Source organism: Haemophilus sp. HMSC061E01 (assembly GCF_001810345.1).
GTDB lineage: Bacteria > Pseudomonadota > Gammaproteobacteria > Enterobacterales > Pasteurellaceae > Haemophilus_D.
Genome location: NZ_KV801021.1, coordinates 69,740 through 85,418 on the forward strand (window position 1 = coordinate 69,740; position 15,679 = coordinate 85,418).

General features: G+C 39.1%; 17 protein-coding genes and 1 pseudogene. 14 read left to right on the forward strand and 4 right to left on the reverse strand.

Annotated features, from left to right (window positions below; translation table 11 throughout):
* Positions 1 to 3: 3 nt before the first annotated feature.
* From cysQ to HMPREF2732_RS09345, 11 genes and pseudogenes are all read left to right on the forward strand, one after another.
* Positions 4 to 810 carry a 3'(2'),5'-bisphosphate nucleotidase CysQ gene (gene cysQ, locus HMPREF2732_RS09300; protein ID WP_049364704.1) on the forward strand — a complete coding sequence of 269 codons (807 nt, stop codon included), beginning with the start codon at positions 4 to 6 and terminating at the stop codon, positions 808 to 810.
* Between the two features lie 72 nt (positions 811 to 882).
* Positions 883 to 2,364: a glucose-6-phosphate dehydrogenase gene (zwf, locus tag HMPREF2732_RS09305; RefSeq protein ID WP_049364703.1), complete on the forward strand. Its 1,482-nt coding sequence runs from the start codon at positions 883 to 885 to the stop codon at positions 2,362 to 2,364.
* A gap of 61 nt (positions 2,365 to 2,425) precedes the next feature.
* Positions 2,426 to 3,124 carry a 6-phosphogluconolactonase gene (gene pgl, locus HMPREF2732_RS09310; protein WP_049364702.1) on the forward strand — a complete coding sequence of 233 codons (699 nt, stop codon included), beginning with the start codon at positions 2,426 to 2,428 and terminating at the stop codon, positions 3,122 to 3,124.
* A gap of 33 nt (positions 3,125 to 3,157) precedes the next feature.
* Positions 3,158 to 3,550 (forward strand): GNAT family N-acetyltransferase, encoded by a 393-nt coding sequence (locus tag HMPREF2732_RS09315; RefSeq protein WP_049364701.1) that lies wholly within the window; start codon positions 3,158 to 3,160, stop codon positions 3,548 to 3,550.
* A gap of 26 nt (positions 3,551 to 3,576) precedes the next feature.
* A complete protein-coding gene (locus tag HMPREF2732_RS09320) occupies positions 3,577 to 3,993 on the forward strand; it encodes a hypothetical protein (RefSeq protein ID WP_065421611.1) in 417 nt (138 codons plus the stop codon).
* Between the two features lie 31 nt (positions 3,994 to 4,024).
* Positions 4,025 to 4,357 carry an avidin-fold protein gene (locus HMPREF2732_RS09325; RefSeq protein WP_049364699.1) on the forward strand — a complete coding sequence of 111 codons (333 nt, stop codon included), beginning with the start codon at positions 4,025 to 4,027 and terminating at the stop codon, positions 4,355 to 4,357.
* A 16-nt stretch (positions 4,358 to 4,373) separates the two neighbouring features.
* Positions 4,374 to 4,534, forward strand: a pseudogene (locus tag HMPREF2732_RS09995) (GNAT family N-acetyltransferase); the annotation flags it as partial.
* A gap of 55 nt (positions 4,535 to 4,589) precedes the next feature.
* Positions 4,590 to 5,459 (forward strand): LbetaH domain-containing protein, encoded by an 870-nt coding sequence (locus HMPREF2732_RS09330; protein WP_049364698.1) that lies wholly within the window; start codon positions 4,590 to 4,592, stop codon positions 5,457 to 5,459.
* A gap of 75 nt (positions 5,460 to 5,534) precedes the next feature.
* On the forward strand, positions 5,535 to 6,989 hold the full coding sequence (gnd, locus tag HMPREF2732_RS09335; protein WP_070592699.1) for a decarboxylating NADP(+)-dependent phosphogluconate dehydrogenase: 1,455 nt from the start codon (positions 5,535 to 5,537) through the stop codon (positions 6,987 to 6,989).
* A 79-nt stretch (positions 6,990 to 7,068) separates the two neighbouring features.
* Positions 7,069 to 7,389 carry a DUF4298 domain-containing protein gene (locus tag HMPREF2732_RS09340; protein ID WP_070592700.1) on the forward strand — a complete coding sequence of 107 codons (321 nt, stop codon included), beginning with the start codon at positions 7,069 to 7,071 and terminating at the stop codon, positions 7,387 to 7,389.
* A 129-nt stretch (positions 7,390 to 7,518) separates the two neighbouring features.
* A complete protein-coding gene (locus tag HMPREF2732_RS09345; protein ID WP_049357284.1) occupies positions 7,519 to 7,722 on the forward strand; it encodes a surface antigen in 204 nt (67 codons plus the stop codon).
* Between the two features lie 43 nt (positions 7,723 to 7,765).
* Here the strand turns inward: HMPREF2732_RS09345 and srmB are convergent, their stop codons facing one another.
* A complete protein-coding gene (srmB, locus tag HMPREF2732_RS09350) occupies positions 7,766 to 9,094 on the reverse strand; it encodes an ATP-dependent RNA helicase SrmB (protein ID WP_070592701.1) in 1,329 nt (442 codons plus the stop codon).
* Positions 9,095 to 9,164: 70 nt separating this feature from the next.
* Here srmB and HMPREF2732_RS09355 point away from each other — a divergent pair, with 70 nt between their 5' ends.
* On the forward strand, positions 9,165 to 9,863 hold the full coding sequence (locus HMPREF2732_RS09355; RefSeq protein ID WP_070592702.1) for a tRNA1(Val) (adenine(37)-N6)-methyltransferase: 699 nt from the start codon (positions 9,165 to 9,167) through the stop codon (positions 9,861 to 9,863).
* Between the two features lie 34 nt (positions 9,864 to 9,897).
* Here HMPREF2732_RS09355 and pnuC read toward each other — a convergent pair whose 3' ends face one another.
* Positions 9,898 to 10,581 carry a nicotinamide riboside transporter PnuC gene (gene pnuC / locus HMPREF2732_RS09360; RefSeq protein ID WP_070592705.1) on the reverse strand — a complete coding sequence of 228 codons (684 nt, stop codon included), beginning with the start codon at positions 10,579 to 10,581 and terminating at the stop codon, positions 9,898 to 9,900.
* 199 nt (positions 10,582 to 10,780) lie between these two features.
* On the opposite strand from pnuC, the gene rapA reads away from it, so the two are divergent.
* Complete coding sequence (gene rapA, locus HMPREF2732_RS09365; protein ID WP_070592706.1) at positions 10,781 to 13,543, forward strand: RNA polymerase-associated protein RapA; 2,763 nt, start codon at positions 10,781 to 10,783, stop codon at positions 13,541 to 13,543.
* 1 nt (position 13,544) lies between these two features.
* On the forward strand, positions 13,545 to 14,204 hold the full coding sequence (gene rluA, locus HMPREF2732_RS09370; RefSeq protein WP_070592710.1) for a bifunctional tRNA pseudouridine(32) synthase/23S rRNA pseudouridine(746) synthase RluA: 660 nt from the start codon (positions 13,545 to 13,547) through the stop codon (positions 14,202 to 14,204).
* A 55-nt stretch (positions 14,205 to 14,259) separates the two neighbouring features.
* Here rluA and rplQ read toward each other — a convergent pair whose 3' ends face one another.
* A complete protein-coding gene (gene rplQ / locus HMPREF2732_RS09375; RefSeq protein WP_005695104.1) occupies positions 14,260 to 14,643 on the reverse strand; it encodes a 50S ribosomal protein L17 in 384 nt (127 codons plus the stop codon).
* 40 nt (positions 14,644 to 14,683) lie between these two features.
* A complete protein-coding gene (locus HMPREF2732_RS09380; RefSeq protein WP_005695102.1) occupies positions 14,684 to 15,673 on the reverse strand; it encodes a DNA-directed RNA polymerase subunit alpha in 990 nt (329 codons plus the stop codon).
* Between the last annotated feature and the right edge of the window lie 6 nt (positions 15,674 to 15,679).

A 15,679-nucleotide genomic window follows, 5' to 3' on the forward strand; every position in this document is an offset into this window, starting at 1 on the left:
AACATGCAATTATCTCAATCTCTTCTCGATCAAGTCCGTGCACTCGCTAATGAAGCGGGAAAACATTTAGCTCATTTTTACCAACAGGATGTAAAAATACAAACTAAATCGGATAACACCCCTGTCACGGAAGCAGATTTATTTGTCAGCCAATTTTTAATCAAAAAACTGACCGCACTTTTCCCTGACATTCCTGTTCTTTCAGAGGAAAACTGCAATATTCCCTTTGAACAACGCCAAACTTGGCAAACTTATTGGCTAATCGATCCCCTTGATGGCACGCAACAATTTATTGATCGCACAGATCAATTCTCCGTATTGATTACACTCGTACAAAACCATCAACCTGTACTGGGTGTTATCCACTTCCCTATTTTGAATATCACCTATTACGCAATGAAAGGTTTTGGGGCATTCAAGCAAAGCAACAAAGAAATAAAAATCTTACAACCCAAAAAAATCGATCTCACAAAACCGCTAAAAATCGCCGTAGGCGCCACTACCTCACAAGAAAAAGTGCGGTCAATTTTAGCAAAGAATTTGGCATGCGAATTTACGGTGGTGGGTTCGAGCAGTTTGAAAAGCGGTTTGGTTGCTGAGGGAGCTGTTGATTGCTATGTTCGACTCGGTAAAACTGGCGAATGGGATACGGCAGGCGCTGAAATTTTATTAGCTGAAATCAATGGAATGATTTTCGATCCGCACTATCAACCGCTCACCTATAATCAGCGTGAAAGTTTAATTAATCCCTCCTTTGTGATGGTGGCAGATAATACACAAAATTGGGCATCTGTCTTTCAATTTAATTGATTGGTTCGATTGGTAAAGTGCAGTAATATATTGCATTATTTAAAAATACTACTCGGAACAATAAGGAATAATATGCAAACTAATAATAACTGTATCGTGATTTTTGGTGCTTCCGGTGATTTAACTCACCGTAAACTCATTCCAGCACTTTATAATCTCTTCAAATTTGGTCGTTTAAACAAATTTTCTGTATTAGGTGTCGCGCGTTCAGAATTAAACGATGAGACTTTCCGTGAAAAAATGCGCGAAGCGTTACTTGAAACAGAAGAAACCACTCCAGAAACGCTAGACGCTTTTTGTAGTCATCTCTATTACCAAGCGGTAAACACATCAGATGCGGCCGATTACGGTAAATTAGTCCCTCGTTTAGAAGAATTACATACTAAATATCAAACGAATGGCAACACCCTTTACTATATGTCCACGCCACCAAGCTTATATGGTGTGATTCCAGAATGTCTTGCGGCTCATGGTTTAAATACAGAAGACGAGGGTTGGAAACGTATTATTGTCGAAAAACCTTTTGGTTACGATGAAAAAACCGCACAAGAACTCGACGTCCAAATTCATCGTTTCTTTGAAGAGCATCAAATCTATCGTATCGACCATTATCTAGGTAAAGAAACCGTTCAAAACCTACTTGTTTTACGCTTCTCAAATGGCTTATTCGAACCGCTTTGGAACCGTAATTACATTGATTATGTCGAAATTACGGGGGCAGAAGCCATTGGCGTAGAAGAACGTGGTGGCTATTATGATGGCTCTGGTGCAATGCGTGATATGTTCCAAAACCACTTATTACAAGTTCTCGCCATGGTTGCCATGGAACCACCGGCAATCATCAATGCGAACTCAATGCGTGATGAAGTGGCCAAAGTCATGCACTCTTTACGTCCATTAACGCAAGATGACGTTGAGCACAACTTAGTGCTTGGTCAATATACTGCTGCGGAAATTGATGGCAAAGAAGTTAAAGGTTATTTACAAGAAAAAGGCGTGCCGGCTAACTCTCGCACTGAAACCTTTATGGCATTACGTTGCGAAATCGAAAACTGGCGTTGGGCTGGCGTACCTTTCTATGTGCGTACAGGTAAACGCTTACCGGCACGTGTGACAGAAATTGTGATTCATTTCAAAACTACGCCACATCCGGTATTCAGTCAAAATGCGCCTGAGAATAAATTGATCATCCGTATTCAACCTGATGAAGCCATTTCAATGCGCTTCGGTTTGAAAAAGCCAGGTGCGGGCTTTGAAGCGAAAGAAGTCTCAATGGATTTCCGTTATGCCGATTTGGCCGATGAGCAAGTACTCACGGCTTATGAACGCTTATTGCTTGATGCGATGAAAGGCGATGCCACACTCTTTGCGCGTACGGATGCGGTGCACGCTGCATGGAAATTTGTGCAACCGATTTTGGATTACAAAGAATCGGGTGGTCGAATCTACGAATATGAAGCGGGCACTTGGGGACCTGTTGCAGCCGAAAAACTCATTGCGAAAAGTGGTCGCGTATGGCGTAAACCAAGCGGTAAAATGAAGAAAAAGGTTTAATCATTAATATCTCGCCTTCTTCAATAGAAGAAGGCTTATCACCGAATAGAGAGAAACAAACATGAACACCATTACCTTCCCAACGGCTCAACACGCTGTTGAAAAGATTGCCCAAGAATTTGTGATTTATAGTCAATTAAGTCACCCTGTGCATATTTCTCTTTCTGGCGGTTCAACACCTAAGCTGTTATTCAAAACTTTAGCCAAAGCGCCTTATACCGAACAAATCAACTGGAAGAATCTGCATTTTTGGTGGGGTGATGATCGCATGGTTCCACCAACAGATTCAGAAAGCAACTACGGTGAAGTGCAAAAACTCTTATTCGATCATATTCAAATTCCCGCAGAAAATATCCACCGAATTCGTGGCGAAAATGAACCGCACTTTGAGTTAAAACGCTTCGAAGAAGAATTAAGTGTGGTCATTCCAAACGGTGTTTTTGATTGGATCATTTTAGGTATGGGAACTGACGGTCATACCGCTTCTCTCTTCCCACATCAAACTAATTTTGATGATGAAAACCCAGCTGTCATTGCTAAACACCCTGAAAGTGGTCAAATTCGCATTTCTAAAACAGCCAAACTCATTGAACAAGCCAAACGCATTACCTATTTGGTCACCGGCGAAAGCAAAGCGGATATTTTAAAAGAAATCCAAACGACTCCTGCAGAGAATCTGCCTTATCCCGCAGCAAAAATTAAAGCAAAAAATGGAGTGACGGAATGGTATTTGGATAAAGCGGCGGCGAAATTGCTATAACAAGTTGAGTATCAAATATCATAGGGTTGCAAAATGATAGACTACAAAGTGAATGAACCAGTTTCAGTTAAACAATTTATTGAATTACTAAATAAAACAACGCTCGGGGCACGCCGTCCGTTAGAGGATGAAAAACGTGTCGCAGCGATGCTGCATCATGCGGATTTGTTAGTCACCGCTTGGGATGGTGAACAATTAGTAGGTGTGGCACGTTCCGTGACGGATTTTGCCTATTGCTGTTATTTATCTGATTTAGCGGTTGATGAACAATATCAAAAACAAGGTATCGGCTTGCAGTTAATTGAACACACCAAACAGGCGTTACATCCACAAGCCAAAATCGTGCTTTTATCAGCTCCACAAGCAGTGGATTATTATCCGCATATTGGATTTACTCAACATATGAGTGCGTGGACGAAGAGTTAATTTATTAGAATGATATGGAGACAAAAATGAAAAAACTGTTTGTACTACTGACTTCAACCTTTTTATTTGCTTGTTCATCTGGTCCATCTTTAGATCAGTTAGCGGCACAAATGCCAAAAGATAATCGCTCAGTAATGCTTCAAGTTCCAGAAGCAGGAAACCCAGTTTCAAATGGAATGCTTGTAGCAACGATTAGAACCGCAGGTGGTACTTCAGGAAAACGACTCGTATCTCTTTTAGCTACAGATAATTTACACATCGGAATTGCAGGGAACAGTCAATCTGTGAATAAAGCAGTTGCTATGTATGGACTAAATAATGCAGAAAAGGTCGGTAAGAATGTATCTTTATACCTTGTTGGAGATAGTCAAAGTGATAAAGTAGATCTAGAAAAAGCCGCAAAAGCGAAAAATGTAGAAATGCATTACATTATGCAAAAATAAGATATAGATACATCAGATGCGGAGTGACTTAATGTTGAATTTAGATAATAAAAAATTTGTTGCTGTTGAAAACACCGCAAATGGTGAGGTCAGTAGCCAAACAGAATTTCATTACCATCAACAGGGCAACATGATTTGGGCAGAATATGGTGGCGGTGAAATTTTAAAAGGCTTTTTAATTGGAAAATGGATTGACGATACTCAAATTGAATTTACGTATCAACATTTAAATCAATCTCTAGAAAATCGTCTGGGTCGTTGTTGTACAACATTTTCTTTAGAAGAAAGTAAACTCGTCGGTCATGAAAAATGGCAGTGGCTAGACACGTTAGAGCAAGGCAATTCTTTAATTAGAGAAATTTAAAGGAAGTTTTGCTATAGAATATCAGAAACAGGGTGTCATCTTACAGTTGATTGAACACACTAAACAAATCTTACATCCACAAGCCAAAATCTTGCTTTTATCTGCTCCGCAAGCTGTAGATTATTATCCGCATATTGTTTTTTTACGCGGCATATGAGTACGCAGGCGAAGAGTTAAGATGACCAAACGTGGAGTTATGGATAGTATTTTCCATACTATTTTAAATTAAATAATGAAAAAATATCGTTTAACAAATAATACTATTGTTTATGAAGGAAGAACACTTTATCAAATAGAAGCGCTAATAACAATTTACCTCTATGATGACGAAGAAGATAACTATTGGGATCCCCCGATTGTTGAAGAAGGCTCTCTCGGAGGATATATTGAAAGTGAAAATAATTTATCACATATAGGCAAAGCTTGGATAAAAGATAACGCAAAGGTTCTTGGAAATAGTAAAGTTCTAGATAATGCGATGGTTTCTGAAAATGCTATAGTTCGTGATAATGCAATGCTCATCCATAACGCAACAGCCTCTGGAAATGCTATAGTTTGTGAAGATTCATCTGTTGAAAATAACTCTTCGGTATACGGAGATGCTATGATTTTAGGTACATCTACAATTTGTGGAAACTCATACATCTTAGATAAAAGTAAAATTTGTGATTCTTCAATTGAAAATTCAATTATCTTTGATGATGCAATTATAGAAAACTCAAGTATTGTTAATGGACATATAGGTAAACATGCTCACATTCGATCATATAAAGATGTAATTTCTATATCCTACTCTGGTTTTTTAAAACTAAATCTAACCGCATATAAAACTGAAGATAATGTTTATATAGCAACAGAAAGTTACCCTAACCATGTTCGTATTTTAGAAAGCAAAAACTTCCTTAAGTTTTTATATGACTATGGAAAAAGAATATTAGATAAGAAATTCGAAGTTAAAAACCAAAATATTGCATGTATACTTGATAATATTAACTCAACACTGAAAGCAACCTCTAATATTGAAGGTAAAATAATCTTTGATTTTTTAATGACTGTCTTTTTATCTTTTCAAGAGCTTTTAGAGGATAAAATATATCAATAAATATAGGGTGAAATTTAGTTATACCAACATATTCAATCGGTACAAAGACTTGTACCTTACAAACAGGAGAAAACAATGTCAGTAAAAGGCGACATCGGTGTTATCGGCTTAGCCGTAATGGGGCAAAACCTCATTTTAAATATGAATGATCATGGCTTTAAAGTTGTGGCATATAACCGTACCACTTCAAAAGTGGATGAATTTTTACAAGGTGCGGCAAAAGGCACCAATATTATCGGTGCATACTCTTTAGAAGATTTAGCTTCTAAATTAGAAAAACCACGTAAAGTGATGTTAATGGTACGTGCGGGTGATGTGGTAGATCAATTCATTGAGGCATTATTACCGCACCTAGAAGAAGGCGACATTATTATTGATGGGGGTAACTCAAACTATCCTGATACCAACCGTCGTGTTAAAGCATTGGCTGAAAAAGGCATTCGCTTTATCGGTTCGGGTGTTTCTGGTGGTGAAGAAGGTGCTCGTCATGGCCCCTCTATCATGCCGGGTGGTAACCACGAAGCATGGCCATATGTTAAACCAATCTTCCAAGCCATCGCTGCTAAAACAGAACAAGGTGAACCTTGCTGTGACTGGGTTGGTGGCGAAGGTGCTGGCCACTTTGTAAAAATGGTTCATAACGGTATCGAATATGGCGATATGCAATTAATCTGTGAAGCTTACCAATTCTTAAAAGAAGGTTTAGGCTTAAGCTATGAAGAAATGCAAGCTATCTTCGCAGAATGGAAAAAAACTGAACTTGATAGCTATTTAATTGATATCACCACCGATATTCTTGGTTATAAAGATGCCGATGGTGAGCCATTAGTTGAAAAAATCTTAGATACAGCTGGCCAAAAAGGGACAGGTAAATGGACGGGTATCAATGCATTAGATTTCGGTATTCCATTAACCTTAATCACTGAATCTGTCTTTGCTCGTTGCGTATCTTCATTTAAAGATCAACGTGTTGCCGCTAACCAACTATTTGGTAAAACAATTCAACCTGTTGAAGGCGATAAAAAAGTGTGGATTGAAGCGGTACGTAAAGCCTTATTGGCGTCAAAAATCATTTCTTATGCACAAGGCTTTATGCTGATTCGTGAAGCCTCTGAACAATTTGGCTGGAACATCAACTACGGTGCAACCGCATTATTATGGCGTGAAGGTTGTATTATCCGTAGCCGTTTCTTAGGTAACATTCGTGATGCATATGAAGCAAATCCAGATTTAATCTTCTTGGGTTCAGATAGCTACTTCAAAGGCATTTTAGAAAACGCATTAAGTGACTGGCGTAAAGTGGTGGCAAAATCTATCGAAGTGGGCATTCCAATGCCATGTATGGCATCTGCGATTACCTTCTTAGACGGTTACACTTCAGCCCGTTTGCCAGCAAACTTATTGCAAGCACAACGTGACTACTTCGGCGCACATACTTATGAGCGTACTGATAAACCACGTGGTGAATTCTTCCACACCAACTGGACAGGTCGCGGCGGTAATACTGCATCTACTACTTATGATGTGTAAGTCTAAAAACGTATGATAAACTCACCGCACTTTGTTCACATAAAGTGCGGTTTATTTTTACCTTATTTTGGAGAAACCTATGTTACCTCAATCACGCTTAGATAAAATTTCAGAAATGGAAAACCTTCTTAATGAAGCAGAGAGTTTCTTAGCCGACGCAGAACAATTTCTTGAAAAATGGCAGGCTTTCTTACCAAAAATGAAAACCTTAGAACACTATTATTTTGATGGTGACTGGCGAGAAGATTATCAAGCTTATGAGGACGGTAAAATCCCAGAGGATATGCCTTGTGGTGTATTAAGTGAAGATTTAGTATTTAATGCGAGTACAGGACACCATGGATTGGCGATTGAATATTTGAAAGTGATTGCGAAAGTATTAGATCAAGCTAAAGATTAATATTCAATATATTTAATTGTTCAAAAAAACATCGAAAAACGCATATTTTTGAACTTTCATTCATATCCGTTTGTCTTATGGAGTACTATCAATATGGATAGTTTTATATGTTAAACACGGAGAGATCCTATGAAATTAATTGGAAAATCACTTGTTATCGCGATGACTGTTATTTCCCTTGCTGCATGTGGAAATATGAACCGTACACAAAAAAATACAACAGCTGGTGCAGCTATTGGTGGTGCAGCAGGCTATATGCTTGGTGGTAATACCGCGACCACATTAGGTGGTGCCGCATTAGGTGGCGTAATCGGTAGCCAAGTCAATAAATAGTCAAAAAAATAACCGCACTTCATAAGTGGCGGTTATTTTTTTATTATTTCTCATCTGTTTTTTCTGTGCTTGGTTTACGGCGTTTACCAATATTTTTCGTATCTTTATGACGTAATTTGGCTTTCTTCTTCACCTCTGATTTTTTCTTTTCTTCACGCTTTTCTTTCATACGTGCTTTTTGCTTTTTAGACATGGATTTTACTTCCCCATCTTTCGGTGGTTTAGTACGAGGTTCTAGCCCTTCTAAAATACGCGCTTTTAAAAGCTCTTCCGTATAGCGTTTAATTTTACCGAGCAATTTGTAATCATGTGCTTCAACAAAAGAAACAGCCGTGCCTTTTTTTCCTGCACGAGCCGTACGACCAATACGATGTAAATAGGTATCTGCACTATAAGGTAAATCGAAGTTCATGACGTGTGTGACATCATCAATATCAATCCCGCGAGCAGCCACATCAGTAGCCACTAACACAGTAACAACACCTGATTTCAACTTATCAATGGCATTATTACGTTGCGTTTGTGCCATATCGCCTTCTAGATAAGTGGAGCGAATGCCACGTTTACGCAAAGTTTCAGAAAGTTCTCGTACATCTTCGCGACGACGAACAAATACAATACCACGGCTCACTTTCTCAGTTTCGATAAAACGTGCAAGTAACTTAATTTTATGTTCATTACTATCGGCGTGATAATACCACTGGTTGATTTTCTTACGCTCACGACGACTTGGCTCTGCATCGATTTTTACTGGGTCATTTAATAAACGTTCTGCAAAATCAACTAATAACTCCCCTTCTAATGTGGCAGAGAAAAGGAGTGTTTGTTTACGCCAACGCGTTTCAGCGGCAATTTTCTCTGCATCTTGGCCAAAGCCCATTTGCAACATACGATCCGCTTCATCAAAAATCAGCATTTCCACCGCACGACAATCAAAGTTTTCTTCTTTGATGTATTGCAATAAACGTCCCGGTGTTGCCACCACGATATCCTGATTTGAATTAAATACTTCCCCATGATTTTGATACGCCACACCACCGGTAATGGTTGCAATCTTCAAATGCGTGAATTGCGCTAACTCTTCCGCTTGTTCTGCAACCTGCATCGCTAACTCACGAGTTGGCGTTAAAATTAAAATACGAGGTGCCCCTGGTTTACGACGCGGATAATCCAATAAATGCTGAATCGCTGGCAATAAGAATGCTGCAGTTTTGCCTGTACCTGTTGGTGCAGAACCGAGCACATCACGCTCTTCCATGGCAGCAGGAATCGCGTCTAATTGAATGGCAGTTGGGCGAGTGTAGCCTTTCTTTTCTAAGGCTTTTAATAATTCGGGGGAAAGATCGAATTCTTCAAATGGGGATAAATTCATTATTTTGCGTTAATTTGTTAAAATTGGGGCTGATTATACCTGAAAGTGCGGTCATTTTCCGCAAGATTTTATGAGCAGCTTTACCTTTAAACAATTCCATATTAATCAACAACATTGTGCGATGAAAGTCGGTACTGACGGCATTTTACTGGGTGCTTGGGCGGATGTGTCTGATTGTCAGCGTATTCTTGATATGGGAACTGGCACAGGCTTGGTTGCACTAATGCTTGCCCAACGAAGTCATGAATATTGCCAAATTGAAGCCGTTGAACTTGATCCCCTTGCAGCACAACAAGCACAAGAAAACTTCCAGGCTTCGCCATGGCACAATCGTCTTCATTTAACACGCCAAGACGTGCAAACTTATTGCCAACAAACAGCGCATCAATTTGATTTAATTGTGGCTAATCCGCCTTATTTTGCACAAGGCGTTGAATGTAAAAATGATGAGCGTGCTCTTGCCCGTTATGTTCAACAAAGCCATTTAGATTGGTTAAATTGGGCGACGAGTTGTTTATCCGAAAAAGGAAAAATCAGTTTTGTCTTGCCTTATGAGGCGGGGAAAACATTGATAAATTCAACCGCACTTTATTGCATTAAGCAGACTGATGTCATTACAAAAATAGGAAAAGCACCACAACGAATATTACTCACGTTTAGCCGAGAGCATTTACCACAGGTAAAAGATAGCTTGGTGATTTATGACGAAAACAATCAGTACACCGAAGCATTTATTGCGTTGACGAAGGCATTTTATTTAAAAATGTAAGGGCATATTACTATGCCCTTTTTTATTGATGTGATTAGTGGCTTTCCACTTTGACAAGTTTCGTCCAGTTGTAATAACCATATAATGAGTTAAGTAAGTAAGCACTATACATTAAATACATCGCTGGCTGCCCTTGCCAAAGCAAAATGGAAAGCACATTTAAGACAATCCATAATAACCATTGCTCACGATAACGCAAAATCATCAATAATTGCGCCGCTACAGTGATAATTGTGGTTAAACCATCTAGCGTTGTAGAACTCCCACCCGCTGCTTTTAAAGCCTGTACAAAACAAAGAGTACCAATCGCAACACTCACAAGCAAAATTGCCCAACCTTTTGGCGTCAGGGCTTTGGCAATTACACTTTCACCACCATCATCGTTTTGCATGTTTTGTTTCCACATGAAATACCCGATAAATTGTGATGGGATATATACATAGAGCGCCGTATTCATTTCACCAAGAAAATTGCTTCCCCAGGAGACATAAAAATAGGTATAAGCAAAAATAAGCCCAAAGAAATAGTTACTAATTTTTCCTTTACTCACAAATACTACACAGAGAATACCTGCGATACCCGAAATCATGCCTAATGGGCTATCCGGCATAAGAACATAAGCAATAATTTGTGCAGCAAGGAAAATAACTACCCATGCCACTTCAAAAGGTTTCCAACCTGATAAAAATTCTTCTTTAAATCGTTCTGTCCAATTCATGGAACACTCCTGTTTTATGAAAAAGTATGCCATTTTTACACTGCACTTTTTTAAAGTAAAGCTTAGGTGATATTTAATTTAATTATTGTGAGAAAAATCACACTTTATTTTTCATGCTTTTACTCGCCTTCGCCTTGCATTCCCTTATAATCAGACTACAATATCGCCCCATTTTAAGAGATTCATTAAGAGGAAGATGATGTCATTTGCAATCGGTCAACGCTGGATTAGTGAAACAGAAAATAGCCTCGGATTAGGGATGATTACCGCCTTAGATTTCCGTTCTGTTACCCTTCACTTTCCTGCCACAGATGAAACCCGAATTTATGCGGTAGCACAACCACCATTAACCCGAATTGTGTTGAATAAAGGAGAACAACTTCATCACCAAGCAGGTTGGCAAGGTGAAGTCCTTGATATTCAAGAAATGAATGGTCTCTTATTTTATTTAGTCAAAAATGCGCAAGGCGAAGAGATTATCGTCAATGAAAAAGAACTTTCTCCGATAATTTCTTTTAGCCAGGCAAAAGATCGTCTCTTTTCATCACAAATTGACCGCAGTGAACATTTTGCCTTGCGTTATCAAACCCTTCTGCATCAACAAGCTCAATTTCAATCGCCTTTGCGAGGCTTACGAGGCAATCGTGCGGGTTTAATTCCTCATCAACTTCATATTGCACAAGAGGTAGGAAATCGTATCAATCCTCGCGTGCTCTTAGCGGACGAAGTGGGGTTAGGTAAAACTATTGAAGCGGGGATGATTTTGCAAAATCAACTTTTTGCGGAAAAAGTACAACGTGTATTAATTATTGTACCGGAAACCTTGCAGCATCAATGGCTTGTCGAAATGCTTCGTCGTTTTAATTTGCATTTTTCATTATTTGATGAAGAACGTTGTGAAGATTTTGCCGAACAAGCCATCAATCCATTTAGCACGGAAAACTTAATTATCTGTGCATTAGATTGGTTGAAAGCTCACCCTCATCGCGTACAACAAGCCATTGAAGCTGAATTTGACTGTTTAATTGTCGATGAAGCGCATCATTTGACTTGGTCAGAAAATGCGCCGAGTGCTGCTTATTTATTGGTGGAACAATTAGCGAACGCTATTCCATCCGTTTTATTACTCACTGCAACGCCTGAACAACTGGGTTTGGAAAGTCATTTTGCACGCTTGCGCTTGCTTGATCCTGAACGTTTTTATGATTACCAAGCCTTCTTAAAAGAGCAGGAAAATTATCAACCTGTGGCCGATGCTGTGCAATCTTTACTCTCTGAGAAGCCGCTAAGTGCGGTCGAAAAAAATCATATTTCTGATTTACTCAATGAGCAAGATGTCGAACCATTATTCAAAGCTTTAGCCTGTCATAATGATGATGAGAAGCAAACTGCGCGACAAGAGCTCATTCAAAATCTCATCGATCGACACGGTACAAGCCGTATTTTATTTCGCAATACACGCCAAGGGGTGAAAGGTTTCCCGCATCGGGTTTACCATCAAATAACGATTGATGCGGCTGAAGTAGATGAAAAAATTCATTGGTTAATTGATTTTCTAAAATCACACCGAAATGAAAAAATCTTAGTCATTTGTAAAACTGCACAAACGGCAATTCAACTTGAACAAATTTTACGAGAAAAAGAAGCTATTCGCAGTGCCGTTTTCCATGAAAGAATGTCAATCATTGAACGAGATCGCGCGGCGGCTTATTTTGCCGATACCGATAATGGCGCTCAAGTTTTACTGAGTTCTAGCATTGGTTCTGAAGGACGAAACTTCCAATTTGCTTGTCATCTCATACTCTTCGATTTACCAGAAAATCCTGACTTACTTGAGCAATGTATTGGCCGTTTAGATCGTATTGGACAAACGCGAGATGTACAAATTTATATACCTTGCCTCGCAAACTCTGAGCAGCAAGATTTAGCACGTTGGTATCATGAAGGTTTAAATGCTTTTGAACAAACTTGCCCTATTGGCATGACATTGTTTGAACAATATGAATCATTACTAAAAGTGCGGTCAGAAAATAAAGCCGATTTTGAGCAACTTATTCTCCAAACGCAAAAACAAGCAAAAGCATTGCGCTTAGCCTTAGAGAAAGGACGCGATCGTTTGTTAGAATTAAATTCTAATGGTGGAGAAAAGGCACAACGACTTGCGGTAGAAATTGCTCAAACAGATAATTCGCCACAATTAGTCGATTTTGCACTGAATTTATTTGATATTATTGGTGTAGAACAAGATGATTTAGGTGAAAACAGCATTGTCATCACGCCAACGGGCACCATGCTTGTTCCTGATTTCCCAGGACTAAAAGAAGAAGGTGTTACAGTAACCTTTGACCGACAACTTGCTCTTGCGCGTGAAGAATTAGAATTTCTGACCTGGGATCATCCAATGATACGTCAAGGCATTGATTTAATCGCTTCTGGTGACATTGGCAAAGCATCGATGGCATTATTAGTCAATAAACAGCTGCCTGCTGGTACTCTGTTGGTTGAATTGATTTATATGATTGAAAGCCAATCACCAAAAGGTTTGCAACTGAATCGTTTTCTTCCGCCTACACCAGTTCGATTATTGATGGATAGCAAAGGAAATGATCTCGCCGGACAAGTTAATTTTGATACATTGCAAAATAAACTTAAACCGCTAGGCAAAGACATTGCGAATAAAATGATCAAAATGGCTCGTCCAAATATTGAGCAATTAATTAAACTAGGCGATCACAAAATAACTGAAATTGCACAAGCTCAAATTCGAGAAGCCAGTAAATTAGCAGATCAAACATTGAGCACTGAAATCAATCGACTTATCGCCTTGAAAGCAGTAAATAAAAATATTCGCCAAGCAGAAATTGATGTATTAGAAAAACAACGTGTGCTTTCTCTGGAAGAGTTAAGTAAAGCAAGCTGGCGATTAGATAGCCTTCGGGTAATAGTGACAAACAAGGAATAATATGGCACTCATTGAATACCATCCCCCTTTAGAACCGTATTTAGATATTATCTACCAAGATAATCATATCTGCGTAGTAGACAAACCGAGCGGTTTACTTTCAGTTCCTGGCAATCAGCCAGAATACTATGACAGTGCAATGAGTCGGGTAAAAGAGAAATTTGGATTTTGTGAACCTGCACATCGTTTAGATATGGCCACAAGTGGGATTATTCTATTTGCATTAAGTAAAGCAGCAGATAAAGAGTTGAAACGTCAATTTCGTGAACGTGAGCCAAAGAAATATTATCACGCTTTAGTATGGGGACACTTAGAACAAGATAGTGGGGAAATTAATCTTCCAATGATTTGTGATTGGGAAAATCGCCCACGCCAACGCATTGATTTTGTTTTCGGCAAAAGAGCGGTCACGTTTTATGAAGTTTTAGAAAGATTACCGACTAACTGCACTCGAGTTAAACTGACACCAATCACAGGACGTTCACATCAACTACGTTTACATACACTCGCACTAGGACATCCTATTTTAGGTGACAAGTTTTATTCTCACCCACAAGCTAAATCGATGTCACCTCGCCTATGCTTACATGCAGAAGAACTTACGATTACGCACCCCATCACAGGTGAAAAAATGACATTCAGAGCTGAAGCTGAATTCTAGAAATGAAATATAAAAAAGGCTCACTTAGTGAGCCTTTTCATTTTATAACAAATTATTATTCCGCTGCTGCTTCTGCAACTTCTGGACGATCAACTAACTCAATGTATGCCATTGGAGCGTTGTCACCTGCACGGAAACCACATTTTAAGATACGGGTGTAACCACCTGCACGTTGAGCAAAACGTGGACCTAATTCATTGAATAATTTCGCAACAGTTTCGATGTTACGAGTACGAGCGAATGCTAAACGACGGTTTGCAACGCTATCTTCTTTTGCTAATGTAATTAACGGTTCAACTACACGACGTAATTCTTTAGCTTTTGGTAAAGTAGTCTTGATGATTTCATGACTAACTAAAGCACTTGCTAAGTTACGGAACATCGCTTGGCGATGGCTGCTATTACGGTTTAGTTGACGACCACTCTTACGATGGCGCATGATCTTATCCTTCTCAGAAAAATCTTAACCTATGACCAAACTAGTCTTCAGCAATACTTGCTGGTGGCCAATTCTCAAGGCGCATACCAAGTGACAAGCCACGTGAAGCGAGAACGTCTTTAATTTCAGTAAGAGATTTCTTACCAAGATTAGGCGTTTTTAATAACTCAACTTCTGTACGTTGTACTAAGTCACCGATATAGTGAATTGTTTCTGCTTTCAAACAGTTAGCAGAACGAACTGTCAACTCTAAGTCATCAACAGGACGTAATAAAATCGGATCAAATTCCGGTTTTTCTTCCTTGACTTCAGGTTGACGAACATCACGCAAATCAACGAATGCATCGAGTTGCTCTGCTAAAATTGTTGCTGCACGACGAATTGCTTCTTCCGGATCAATAGTCCCGTTAGTTTCTAACTCGATAACTAGTTTATCTAAGTCAGTACGTTGTTCAACACGTGCTGCTTCAACATTGTAAGCAATACGGTCAACCGGGCTATAACAAGCGTCTACTAATAAACGACCAATTGGACGATCTTCATTTTGTGAATGAGTACGAGCAGATGCAGGTACATAACCTCTACCACGTTGAACACGAATACGCATATTAATTGATGCGTTTTCGTCTGTTAAGTGACAGATTACATGTGATGGATTAACAATCTCAACATCACCGTCATGGGTGATATCAGCTGCAACAACAGGGCCAATTCCAGATTTATTTAATGTCAGAATAACATCATCTTTATTCTGTACTTTAACCGCTAGACCTTTAAGGTTTAAAAGAACTTCAAGAATATCTTCCTGAACACCTTCTTTACTACTATATTCGTGCAGTACGCCATCAATTTCCACTTCAGTTACAGCACAACCTGGCATTGAAGACAGAAGGATACGACGTAATGCATTCCCTAGAGTATGACCAAAGCCACGCTCTAACGGTTCTAAGATCACCTTAGCATGAGTAGAGCTAATTTGCTCGATATCTACTAAGCGTGGTTTTAAAAATTCTGTAACAGAACCCTGCATTTTATC

Excerpts from the sequence above, each read along its gene's own strand:
- cysQ (WP_049364704.1), top strand. The coding sequence starts at position 4 with ATGCAATTATCTCAATCTCTTCTCGATCAAGTCCGTGCACTCGCTAAT.
- zwf (WP_049364703.1), top strand. The coding sequence starts at position 883 with ATGCAAACTAATAATAACTGTATCGTGATTTTTGGTGCTTCCGGTGAT.
- pgl (WP_049364702.1), top strand. The coding sequence starts at position 2,426 with ATGAACACCATTACCTTCCCAACGGCTCAACACGCTGTTGAAAAGATT.
- HMPREF2732_RS09315 (WP_049364701.1), top strand. The coding sequence starts at position 3,158 with ATGATAGACTACAAAGTGAATGAACCAGTTTCAGTTAAACAATTTATT.
- HMPREF2732_RS09320 (WP_065421611.1), top strand. The coding sequence starts at position 3,577 with ATGAAAAAACTGTTTGTACTACTGACTTCAACCTTTTTATTTGCTTGT.
- HMPREF2732_RS09325 (WP_049364699.1), top strand. The coding sequence starts at position 4,025 with ATGTTGAATTTAGATAATAAAAAATTTGTTGCTGTTGAAAACACCGCA.
- HMPREF2732_RS09330 (WP_049364698.1), top strand. The coding sequence starts at position 4,590 with ATGAAAAAATATCGTTTAACAAATAATACTATTGTTTATGAAGGAAGA.
- gnd (WP_070592699.1), top strand. The coding sequence starts at position 5,535 with ATGTCAGTAAAAGGCGACATCGGTGTTATCGGCTTAGCCGTAATGGGG.
- HMPREF2732_RS09340 (WP_070592700.1), top strand. The coding sequence starts at position 7,069 with ATGTTACCTCAATCACGCTTAGATAAAATTTCAGAAATGGAAAACCTT.
- HMPREF2732_RS09345 (WP_049357284.1), top strand. The coding sequence starts at position 7,519 with ATGAAATTAATTGGAAAATCACTTGTTATCGCGATGACTGTTATTTCC.
- srmB (WP_070592701.1), bottom strand. The coding sequence starts at position 9,094 with ATGAATTTATCCCCATTTGAAGAATTCGATCTTTCCCCCGAATTATTA.
- HMPREF2732_RS09355 (WP_070592702.1), top strand. The coding sequence starts at position 9,165 with ATGAGCAGCTTTACCTTTAAACAATTCCATATTAATCAACAACATTGT.
- pnuC (WP_070592705.1), bottom strand. The coding sequence starts at position 10,581 with ATGAATTGGACAGAACGATTTAAAGAAGAATTTTTATCAGGTTGGAAA.
- rapA (WP_070592706.1), top strand. The coding sequence starts at position 10,781 with ATGTCATTTGCAATCGGTCAACGCTGGATTAGTGAAACAGAAAATAGC.
- rluA (WP_070592710.1), top strand. The coding sequence starts at position 13,545 with ATGGCACTCATTGAATACCATCCCCCTTTAGAACCGTATTTAGATATT.
- rplQ (WP_005695104.1), bottom strand. The coding sequence starts at position 14,643 with ATGCGCCATCGTAAGAGTGGTCGTCAACTAAACCGTAATAGCAGCCAT.
- HMPREF2732_RS09380 (WP_005695102.1), bottom strand. The coding sequence starts at position 15,673 with ATGCAGGGTTCTGTTACAGAATTTTTAAAACCACGCTTAGTAGATATC.